The sequence below is a fragment of the Mesorhizobium sp. M7A.F.Ca.US.005.03.2.1 genome, assembly GCF_003997795.1.
In the GTDB taxonomy this organism is placed as follows: Bacteria; Pseudomonadota; Alphaproteobacteria; order Rhizobiales; family Rhizobiaceae; genus Mesorhizobium; species Mesorhizobium ciceri.
Window position 1 is genome coordinate 1 of sequence record NZ_RZRP01000180.1, and the last position, 8870, is coordinate 8870.

Below are 8870 nucleotides of genomic sequence, written 5' to 3' on the forward strand. Positions count from 1 at the left end.
CCGTCGCGCATGCGGTAGCTGGCGGAGCCGGAGCTCGGCAGCAGCCGCGTTGACAGGCAGTTGAGCAGCGTCGTCTTGCCGGAGCCGGATTCGCCGACGACAGCCAGGACTTCGCCCGGCCACAGGTCGAAGGAGACGTTGTCGCAGCCGACGCGCGAACCGTAGAATTTAGAAAGTGCTGCGACACGCAGCAGCGGTTCGTCGGTCATTGCGCCGGCTCCCTTGTTCCCGAGGCAAGATGGTTTTCCGGGGCAAGATGGCCGCGATAGCCGTCCGCTCGCCGCTTCTCGCAATGGTCCGTGTCGGAGCAGACGAACATGTGGCCGCCATGGTCGTCGAGGATGACTTCGTCGAGATAGACGTTCTCGGCCGCGCACAGCGCGCAGGGCTGGTCGAAGGTCTGGACCTCGAACGGATGATCCTCGAAGTCGAGGCTGACCACTTCGGTGAAAGGCGGCACCGCGTAGATGCGCTTTTCGCGGCCGGCGCCAAACAGCTGCAGGGCCGGCGAGCGGTGCATCTTGGGATTGTCGAATTTCGGCGTCGGCGAGGGGTCCATCACATAGCGGCCCTCGACCTTGACCGGATAGGCATAGGTGGTGGCGATGCGGCCGTGCTTGGCGATGTCCTCGTAGAGCTTGACGTGCATGAGGCCATATTCCTCCAGCGCGTGCATTTTGCGCGTTTCGGTCTCGCGCGGCTCGAGGAAGCGCAGGGGTTCGGGGATCGGCACCTGGTAGACCAGCACCTGGGCCGCCGTCAGCGGATGCTCGGGAATGCGGTGACGGGTCTGGATGATGGTGGCGCTGGCAGTGTCGGTCGTCACCGCGACATTGGCGACTTTCTTGAAGAAGGCGCGGATCGACACCGCATTGGTGGTGTCGTCGGCGCCCTGGTCGATGACCTTCAGCACATCGTCCGGGCCGATGATCGAAGCGGTGACCTGGACACCGCCGGTGCCCCAGCCGTAGGGCATCGGCATTTCGCGCGAAGCGAACGGCACCTGGTAGCCGGGAATGGCGATGCCCTTGAGGATCGCCCGGCGGATCATCCTTTTGGTCTGCTCGTCGAGATAGGCGAAGTTGTAGGTGGCGATGTCGGTCATGGCGATCACATCCACATTGTGCTATCGAATTGGCGTCCAGGACGCGGATACAGGGGCGAATTCAGATAAACTCGACCGGATGGATGCATCTCGGAATTCTGTTGGTGGTGTTCGCCGGCGTCGTTCTCTTCTTCCTTCGGCGCATGATTTTGCCCGGCCCCAAAGAAGGCTCTCAAGGTGAGTCCGTGGGCGTCGGGAATGGTGATTACTCCGGGTATGACGGCTATGGCGGTCATTCCCACGATGGTGGCGGCCATGGTGGCGTCGGGCACTAAATTCATTCCGCAGCCTCCAATCCCCTGGCATAGCGCGCCAGCCGCTCATTGAGCGTGCCGGTGTGCAGTTCGAACATGTGGTTGTCTTCGTCGTAGAAATAGATCGAGCGGCCTTCACCCTCGACGCGCGGGCGCGGCGGGCGCATGTCGAGGCCGAGCCTGCCGATGCGCTCGGCATAGCGGTCGAAATCGGCGTCATCGATCTTGAAGGCGATGTGGTTGTAGCTGCGCTCCGGCAAGGGTTCGCCCTCCATGATGGCGACCCAGATGTCACCGATCAGGAAGAATTTTTCGCGCGACAGCGAGAACTGCCTGGCGTCGCTGGCATAGACTTCGCGCGCGTCGAATACGCCCTCGAGGATTTCGGTCATCCGCTCGAGATCGCGGACGATGAAGGTCATGTGGGAAAGGCCCTCGATCATTCCGCGGCCTCCCGCTTCTCTTCGACCTTCACGGGGTTTTCGCGCGCGTCATATTCGGTGCGCATGCGGCGTACGAGATCGAGTTCTGCCTGGAAGTCGACATAGTGCGGCAGCTTCAGATGCTCGACGAAGCCGGTCGCCTGGACATTGTCGGAGTGCGAGATGACGAACTCCTCGTCCTGGGCCGCGGCGACGACATCCTCGCCGAGCTCTTTCGCGCGCAGCGCCCGGTCGCAGAGTGCCACGGCCATCGCCTTGCGTTCGCTCTGGCCGAAGACCAGGCCGTAGCCGCGGGTGAATTGCGGCGGCGCCTTGGCCGAGCCTTTGAACTGGTTGACCATCTGGCATTCGGTGACGCGGACAGTGCCGAGCGGCACCGCGAAGGGCAGTTCGGGCACGTCGAGCTCCAACTCGACTTCGCCGATGCGGATCTCGCCGACGAAGGGGTGGTTGCGGGCATAGCCGCGCTGGGTGGAATAGCCGAGCGCCAGCAGGAACCCTTCATCGCCGCGTGACAGCGCCTGCAGGCGGATGTCGCGCGCCATCGGGAATTCGAGCGGCTCGCGGGTGATGTCGCCGGGGACATGGTCCTGCGGCATGTCGCCATCCGGTTCGATCAAGCCTTCGCGGGCGAGGATCGCCGAGACGCGCGGCATGGCTTGCGCTTCCGTGTCGCGCAGCAAGGGCTCGGCGACATCGGCGCCGGCGGCAAGCTCGGGATCGAGCAGCCGGTGGGTGTAGTCGAAGGTCGGTCCGAGCAACTGGCCGCCGGGCAGGTCCTTGTAGGTCGCCGAGACGCGCCGCTCGACCAGCATGTTGGCGGTGTCGATGGGCCTGGAGTAGCCGAAGCGCGGCAGCGTGGTGCGGTAGGCGCGCACCAGGAAGATCGCCTCGATCATGTCGCCGCGCGCCTGGACGATGGCGAGCGCGGCCAGTTCACGATCATAGAGCGAGCCTTCGCTCATCACCCGGTCGACGCCGAGCGCCAGCTGCTCGACGATCTGGTCGAGACGAAGGGCGGGCACCGAACGGTCGCCACGCCGGCGGTCGGCCAGCAGGCTGTGGGCGTTGGCGATTGCCGCTTCGCCACCTTTTACCGCGACATACATCTTACGCCTCCATCGTCTTGATGCGCGTCGTGCGCGGTAGGCAGGCGATGCCGCCTGATGTGGCGAGGATGATGTCGACGCCGCGCGGAAAGCGCTTGATATTCTGCTTCCACTGCTCGACGAAATGGCGTGGCATCTGCGCCGGCGCGATCGTGGCGCTGGTTTCGATGCCGGGACCTTCGAGCAATAGCGGCGTGCCGGAGACCAGATCGCTGACCTGCAGGATCAGCGTGGTCGAGCGGTCGGGATAATCCTGCGTGCCCTGCGAAAAGCCATCGAGCGCCATCATCTCGGCAGGTGCTGCGATCAAGGCGAAATGCGCATCGGCCGGTGTGTTGGCCAATGGCGCGCCGGTATGGAACCCAAGCCACGATCTGATCGCGGTGGAGGCCTGCAAAGCCGGGTCGAGCCAGAGCGGCGTGTCATTGTCGCACAGCGCCAGTGCGATGGCGCCGGCGGTAGCCGAGAGCGGCACCGGCGGGCGGGCGAAGGCCGGCAGCGGTTGCACGCTGCCCGGCCGAGCCATTGCGTCCATCACGGCGCGGAACACGGTCTGGGCGTTGAAGACCGGATCGGCGAACCCGCCCTCGATCGATTGCGCTGCAATGTCCATCAGTCTTCTCCGCGAACCATGGTGAAGAAATCGACCTTCGTTGCCGCCGTCTCGGCGCGGCGTTTTTCGTGCGCCAAGGTCAGAGCCGACCGCAGAGGCGCTATCAGTCCGGTCTCGACCTCATTGCGGCGGGCAGGGTCCTGCCATAGGGCGTCGGCGATAGCCGCCAGCTTCGCCTTCTGCTTGTCGCGGCCAAGCGCATAGCAATGGCCGACCTGTCCGGTGGGTAGCCTGACCGTGGCGCGGGTGACGGTCGCCTCGCCGACATTGAAAGGGGCGCCGCCGCCGCCGATGCGGCCGCGCAGGGTGACAAGGCCGGTTTCGGGGCCGCGCAACAGCTCGGCGTCCGAAGGCAGTCCGGCCTCATTCCAGAGCCGTACGATGTCATCGCCGCTGGATTGCGTAAGGGTTGCCATGGCGGCTTTGCGCTCGGCCTGGTCGCGGGCTTCCTGTCCTCGCATCAGCAGCATTCCTCTTTGTTAATTTGTCTATTGATGTAGACAACTATACAAATTATATCTATTATCTAACGCGTGTCCATGACGGGTGGATGACAGCGATAGAAGACTGGGCGCTGGAAGGTTGGGGCAATGATGGTCGGGCGGCTGTTAGCGGACAGCATCGAGCGGCGCAGTGGCGTTTCGCTGTGGCGGCAGATCGCCGACAAGATCCTGCATGCGATCGCCATCGGCGATTTCACGGAGAATGCAGCGCTGCCGCCGGAGGTGGCGCTGGCAGAACGCTATGGCGTCAACCGTCACACGGTGCGCAACGCCATATCAGCCCTTGTAAGGGAAGGCGTGCTGCGGGCCGAGCAGGGGCGCGGCACCTTCGTACTGTCGCGCAAGCGGCTGTCCTATCCGATCGGGGCGCGCACACGTTTTTCGACAGGGCTGCAAGGGCAAACGACGGAACGGCACATCGTCCTGCTCGCCTCGTCGGTCGAGCCGGCCAGCCAGCGCGTCGGCGAGGGACTGGGTCTTCCCAAGGGAGCCGATGTGATCCGGTTGGAAACGCGCGGCGAAGCCGACGGACGGCCGGTGTCGCGCGCTGCCGGCTGGTTCGAGGCCCGGCGCTTTGCCGGCATCGATGCCGCGATGGCGGAAACAGGCTCGATCACCGCATCGCTGGCGCGGTTCGGCATAGACGACTATCTCAGGCAATCGACCGTGCTGTCGGCGCGCCATGCCGATGCGGCGGACCTTGCCGACCTCGACCTGCAGCCGGGCGCCATCGTGCTGGTCACGGTTGCCGTCAACGTCACGCCGGACGGCCAGCCGATCCAGTTTTCCGAGTCGCGCTTTCCGGCCGAACGGGTGGAGCTGAAGCTGTCGGCGCTGTAGGGAGTGCCCGGCCCAGCTCGGCCGCATTCACTTGCCAGCGGCGGCGCATTTGAGGACCGGCTTCGCCGCCTGCCATGTTATAACCCCACCTCGATCACAGCCTTGATCAGGCCGGATTTCTCATGCGCCCAACGAGCCAGATCGCGCGGCGTGGCGGCGAGTGTGGTGCGGTGTGTGACGAGCTTGGCCAGTGGTACGGCCCCGTTGCGGATCGAGGCGGCGACATGGTCGAAGTCGGCGCGCAGCGCGTTGCGGCTGCCGATCAGCGTCATCTCGCGCTTGTGGAATTCCGGATCGGAAAAGCTGATGTCGTCCTTGACGACGGAGACCAGCACCAGCGTTCCGCCATGCGCGACATGGGCGAAGGCCGACTGCACCGACTGGGTGTTGCCGGTGGCGTCGAAGACCACATCGAAGCCTTCGCCTGATGTCGCTTCCCTGATCAGATCGGGCACCGCGCCGCGCGAGCCGTCTAGGGTCTGGAAACCAAGCTCGTTTCCAGCGAAGGCGAGCCTTTCACTGCTCATGTCGAGCAGCGTCACGTCGAGCCCGGCGATGCGGGCGAAGATGGCGGTGCCGAGCCCGATCGGGCCGGCGCCGATGACCAGCGTGTGGGCGCCGGGGTCGGCGCGGGCGCGCCGCACGGCATGCGCGCCGATGGCCAGGAACTCGACGGCAGCGGCGTCGGCCAGCGAAAGGCCGTTGGCCGGATAGAGATTTTGCGCCGGCACCAGGATGCGTTCGCACATGGCGCCGTCGCGATGCACGCCAAGCACCTCGATCCTGACACAGCAATTGGGCTTGCCGTGCCGGCAGGCGATGCACTTGCCGCAGGAAAGATAGGGGTTGACGACGACGGGCTCACCAATGGCCAGTTCGACGCCTTCGCCGGTCTCCATCACGGTACCCGAGACCTCATGACCCATGATGCGGGGATAGGCGAGGAACGGGTGCTTGCCCTCGAAAATGTGGTAGTCGGTGCCGCAGATGCCGACATGGCTGACCGCCACCAGCGCCCAGCCGGGAGGCGGTGTCTCGGGTGCGGGCCGGTCTTCAAGGACAAGATCGCCGGGCGAACGGCAGAGGACGGCTTTCATGCGCTAATCCAGTCATGAAATCGCCGGCCCGTTGGTGTGGCGGACCGGCGGTTGATTGCGGGGTCGCTACTTGCCGCGGCGGCGCAGGCCGTCGAAGTAGACGATGATGATGATCAGCGCGCCGGTGATGATGCGCTGCCAGAACGAATTGACGTTGAGCAGGTTGGCGCCGTTGTTGATGGTGGCCAGGATGAAGGCGCCGAGCAGCGGCCCATGCACCGAGCCGACAGCGCCGAACAGCGAGGTGCCGCCGATGACCGACGACGCGATCGCCTGCAGTTCCCAGCCCTCGGCCTGCGTCGGGTTGCCGATGCCGATGCGGGCGGCCAGCAGCACGCCGACGAAGGCGGCGCACAGGCCCGACAGCGTGTAGGCCATGTAGATGGTGCGCTGGACATTGACGCCGGACAGGCGCGAGGCCTCGGCGTTGGAGCCGACCGAAAACAGGTATCTGCCCCAGCGGCTGTGGTGCAGGAAGATATAGGCCGGAATGCCGACCAGGATCACCATCCAGAACAGGTTGGGGATGCCGATGAAGGAATTGCGCGAGAAGGCGGTGAAGGTGTCGCTGTTGATGTTGATCGAATTGCCGTTGGTCATCAAAAGGCCGATGCCGCGCAGCGAGGTCAACGTCGCCAGCGTGATGATGAAGGGCGGCAGGCCCATCTTGACGATACCGAAGCCGTGGAACATGCCGATGGCGACACCGACCAGCAGCGTCACCAGAATGGCGAGCCAGATGGGGAAGCCGGCATTGATCATCATGGCCACGACCACGGTGGCGAAGCCGACCACGGCGCCGACCGACAGATCGATGCCGCCGGTGATGATGACGAAGGTCTGGCCGACCGCCATGATGGCGATCATCGAGCCCTGGCGCAGGAGATTGGCTATGTTGTTGGCCGAGGCAAAGCTTGTCGTCGTCACGGAGAGGAGGATCCAGAGCAGAACCAGCAGCGCCAATAGCGTCAGCCCGAACAGGACATTATAGTTGCGCTTCGGTTTTTCGACGGCGATCGCCTCGGTGCTCATATCTGTCCTCCCAGCTTTTCTTGTTTCTCGGCGAGCGCCTGAGTGAGAATATCCTCGTGGCTGGCGGCGTGAAAACCGTGCGTCGCCACCAGTTTGCCGCGCCGGAACACATGCAGCGTATCGGCGAGTTCATAGACTTCCGGCAGATAGGACGAGATCAGGATGATGCCGGCGCCCTTTGACAAAAGCGCGCCGAACAGGCGGTAGATCTCGGCCTTGGTGCCGACATCGACGCCGACGGTCGGTTCGTCGAAGATGAACAGCTTGGCGCCGTGCGCCAGCCATTTGCCGATGACGATCTTCTGCTGGTTGCCGCCCGACAGGCTGGATGCCAGCGCGCCACGTGTCGGTGTCTTGATGCGCAGATCGGCGATCTGGCGATCGGCCTGCGTCTTCTCCTGCGTGCTCGAAATCAGCAGATTGTTCGAGATGCGCTTGTAGATCGGCAGGTTGAGGTTGAAGCCGACCGGCAGGTTGAGGCAGAGGCCCTGGTCGCGGCGGCTCTCCGGCGCCAGCGCCATGCCGAGCTTGATCGCGTCATGTTCGGAATTGACCTGTACCTCCTTGCCTTCCCAGAGGATCTGGCCGGCGGATTTGCGGTGGCGGCCGTAGAGCGTGGTGACGAACTCGCTGCGTCCGGCGCCGATCAGCCCATAGAGTCCGACGATCTCGCCGGCGCGGACCGTCATCGAGACATTTTCGAAGCCCTTGCCGGACAGGTTTTTCGCCTCGATGATGGCGGCGCCCGGCGTGAAATGCTCCTTGTGATAGACCTGCTCGATCGAGCGGTTGATCATCATCTTGACCAGTTCGGCATCGTTGGTCTCTGCGATGTTGCGGGTGCCGACCAGCGTGCCGTCGCGCAGCACGGATACCCGGTCGGCGAGTTCGAACACTTCCTCCATGCGGTGGCTGATGTAGATGATCGTCACGCCTTCGCCCTTCAGACGGCGGATCAGCGTGAAGAGCTGGTCGGCCTCCTTGCGGGTGAGGTAGGCGGTCGGCTCGTCGAAGATCAGGAATTTGGTGCCGCGCACGGTGGCGCGGGCGGCGGCTATCAGCTGCTGCTGGCCGATGGTCAGGTCGCCGAGCGTGACATGCGCCGGCAGGTCGAAGCCGAGGTCGTCGATGATCGTCTGCGCCTGCCTGACCATGGCGCGCTGCTGCAGGATGCCGAAGCGCGAATTCTCCTCGCCGAGGAACATGTTGGCGGCGACCGTCAGGTGACGGCACAGCACGACTTCCTGGTGCACGGCATTGATGCCGAGCGCCATCGCCTCGTGCGGCGTCGCCAGGGCGGCCGGCTGGCCCTCCCAGACAATCTCTCCGGAGGTGCGCGGCATGACGCCGGTCAGAAGCTTGATGAGCGTGGATTTGCCGGCGCCGTTTTCGCCGACGATGGCGTGGATCTCACCGGACTTGAAGGCGAGGTCGACCGGTTTCAGCGCGTGGGTGCCGGGATAGCGCTTCTCCAGCCCACGCAATTCGAGGATAGTCCGCCCCTGTTCCAGAACGGGTGCGGGATGCAGTTCCTGCGCCGTCGAAATCATGACAATCCTCCCAGATTGGCCTCCCTGATTGGCTTCCCAGGCTGGCCTCACGATTGGCACGCGGCGAGGCAGGGATATGCCTCGAAAACAGCCTGGCTCAGGCGTGCGGATTGCCAAGCCGTTCGTGCGGCAGTTTGTGTCTCCGGGGCGAGGTGCCCCGGAGACGATTGCGGATGCGACGGCTCAGAGCTTCGGATTGAGCAGCGCGTCGATCTTGGGGTCTTTCATGTTGTCCTTGGTCACCAGATTGGCGCCGGTGTCGACATTGGCTTCGACCTTTTCGCCCTTGGAGGCGGCGAGCGCGGTCTTGATGCCGTCATAGCC

At 64.3% G+C, this 8870-nt stretch carries 11 protein-coding genes and 1 pseudogene; 1 reads left to right on the forward strand and 11 read right to left on the reverse strand.

The window, feature by feature from the left end:
- The 7 genes from EN991_RS12710 to phnG all read right to left on the reverse strand — a co-directional run.
- Positions 1–209, reverse strand: a 209-nt coding sequence (locus EN991_RS12710; RefSeq protein ID WP_127368876.1) for an ATP-binding cassette domain-containing protein, incomplete at its 3' end; no start/stop codon positions are given.
- Positions 206–1105 (reverse strand): alpha-D-ribose 1-methylphosphonate 5-phosphate C-P-lyase PhnJ, encoded by a 900-nt coding sequence (locus EN991_RS12715; RefSeq protein ID WP_063170339.1) that lies wholly within the window; start codon positions 1103–1105, stop codon positions 206–208. The genes EN991_RS12715 and EN991_RS12710, both read right to left, overlap by 4 nt.
- A 5-nt stretch (positions 1106–1110) precedes the next feature.
- Positions 1111–1386 (reverse strand): hypothetical protein, encoded by a 276-nt coding sequence (locus tag EN991_RS12720; RefSeq protein WP_127368877.1) that lies wholly within the window; start codon positions 1384–1386, stop codon positions 1111–1113.
- Complete coding sequence (gene fosX / locus EN991_RS12725) at positions 1383–1802, reverse strand: FosX/FosE/FosI family fosfomycin resistance hydrolase (RefSeq protein ID WP_127368878.1); 420 nt, start codon at positions 1800–1802, stop codon at positions 1383–1385. The genes EN991_RS12720 and fosX overlap by 4 nt, the downstream gene beginning before the upstream one ends.
- A complete protein-coding gene (locus tag EN991_RS12730) occupies positions 1799–2911 on the reverse strand; it encodes a carbon-phosphorus lyase complex subunit PhnI (protein ID WP_127368879.1) in 1113 nt (370 codons plus the stop codon). Before EN991_RS12730 ends, fosX begins: the two co-directional genes overlap by 4 nt.
- Position 2912: 1 nt before the next feature.
- The gene (gene phnH, locus EN991_RS12735) at positions 2913–3524 is read right to left on the reverse strand and encodes a phosphonate C-P lyase system protein PhnH (protein ID WP_127368880.1); all 612 of its coding nucleotides are present in this window, start codon (positions 3522–3524) and stop codon (positions 2913–2915) included.
- The gene (gene phnG, locus EN991_RS12740) at positions 3524–3985 is read right to left on the reverse strand and encodes a phosphonate C-P lyase system protein PhnG (RefSeq protein WP_063170338.1); all 462 of its coding nucleotides are present in this window, start codon (positions 3983–3985) and stop codon (positions 3524–3526) included. Before phnG ends, phnH begins: the two co-directional genes overlap by 1 nt.
- 132 nt (positions 3986–4117) lie before the next feature.
- Here phnG and phnF point away from each other — a divergent pair, with 132 nt between their 5' ends.
- On the forward strand, positions 4118–4867 hold the full coding sequence (gene phnF / locus EN991_RS12745; RefSeq protein WP_164754006.1) for a phosphonate metabolism transcriptional regulator PhnF: 750 nt from the start codon (positions 4118–4120) through the stop codon (positions 4865–4867).
- Between the two features lie 77 nt (positions 4868–4944).
- Here phnF and EN991_RS12750 read toward each other — a convergent pair whose 3' ends face one another.
- From EN991_RS12750 to EN991_RS12765, 4 genes and pseudogenes are all read right to left on the reverse strand, one after another.
- Positions 4945–5964: a zinc-binding alcohol dehydrogenase family protein gene (locus EN991_RS12750; protein ID WP_127368882.1), complete on the reverse strand. Its 1020-nt coding sequence runs from the start codon at positions 5962–5964 to the stop codon at positions 4945–4947.
- A gap of 66 nt (positions 5965–6030) precedes the next feature.
- The gene (locus EN991_RS12755) at positions 6031–6996 is read right to left on the reverse strand and encodes an ABC transporter permease (protein WP_013529527.1); all 966 of its coding nucleotides are present in this window, start codon (positions 6994–6996) and stop codon (positions 6031–6033) included.
- Complete coding sequence (locus EN991_RS12760; RefSeq protein ID WP_064995547.1) at positions 6993–8546, reverse strand: sugar ABC transporter ATP-binding protein; 1554 nt, start codon at positions 8544–8546, stop codon at positions 6993–6995. The genes EN991_RS12755 and EN991_RS12760 overlap by 4 nt, the downstream gene beginning before the upstream one ends.
- 183 nt (positions 8547–8729) lie before the next feature.
- Positions 8730–8870 (reverse strand): annotated as a pseudogene (locus EN991_RS12765) (ABC transporter substrate-binding protein); the annotation flags it as partial.

What these genes read in the sequence shown, in the direction of transcription:
- EN991_RS12760 (WP_064995547.1), bottom strand. Translation starts at nt 8,546, where the DNA reads ATGATTTCGACGGCGCAGGAACTGCATCCCGCACCCGTTCTGGAACAG.
- phnH (WP_127368880.1), bottom strand. Translation starts at nt 3,524, where the DNA reads ATGGACATTGCAGCGCAATCGATCGAGGGCGGGTTCGCCGATCCGGTC.
- EN991_RS12750 (WP_127368882.1), bottom strand. Translation starts at nt 5,964, where the DNA reads ATGAAAGCCGTCCTCTGCCGTTCGCCCGGCGATCTTGTCCTTGAAGAC.
- EN991_RS12715 (WP_063170339.1), bottom strand. Translation starts at nt 1,105, where the DNA reads ATGACCGACATCGCCACCTACAACTTCGCCTATCTCGACGAGCAGACC.
- phnF (WP_164754006.1), top strand. Translation starts at nt 4,118, where the DNA reads ATGGTCGGGCGGCTGTTAGCGGACAGCATCGAGCGGCGCAGTGGCGTT.
- EN991_RS12755 (WP_013529527.1), bottom strand. Translation starts at nt 6,996, where the DNA reads ATGAGCACCGAGGCGATCGCCGTCGAAAAACCGAAGCGCAACTATAAT.
- EN991_RS12720 (WP_127368877.1), bottom strand. Translation starts at nt 1,386, where the DNA reads ATGAATTTAGTGCCCGACGCCACCATGGCCGCCACCATCGTGGGAATG.
- fosX (WP_127368878.1), bottom strand. Translation starts at nt 1,802, where the DNA reads ATGATCGAGGGCCTTTCCCACATGACCTTCATCGTCCGCGATCTCGAG.
- phnG (WP_063170338.1), bottom strand. Translation starts at nt 3,985, where the DNA reads ATGCGAGGACAGGAAGCCCGCGACCAGGCCGAGCGCAAAGCCGCCATG.
- EN991_RS12730 (WP_127368879.1), bottom strand. Translation starts at nt 2,911, where the DNA reads ATGTATGTCGCGGTAAAAGGTGGCGAAGCGGCAATCGCCAACGCCCAC.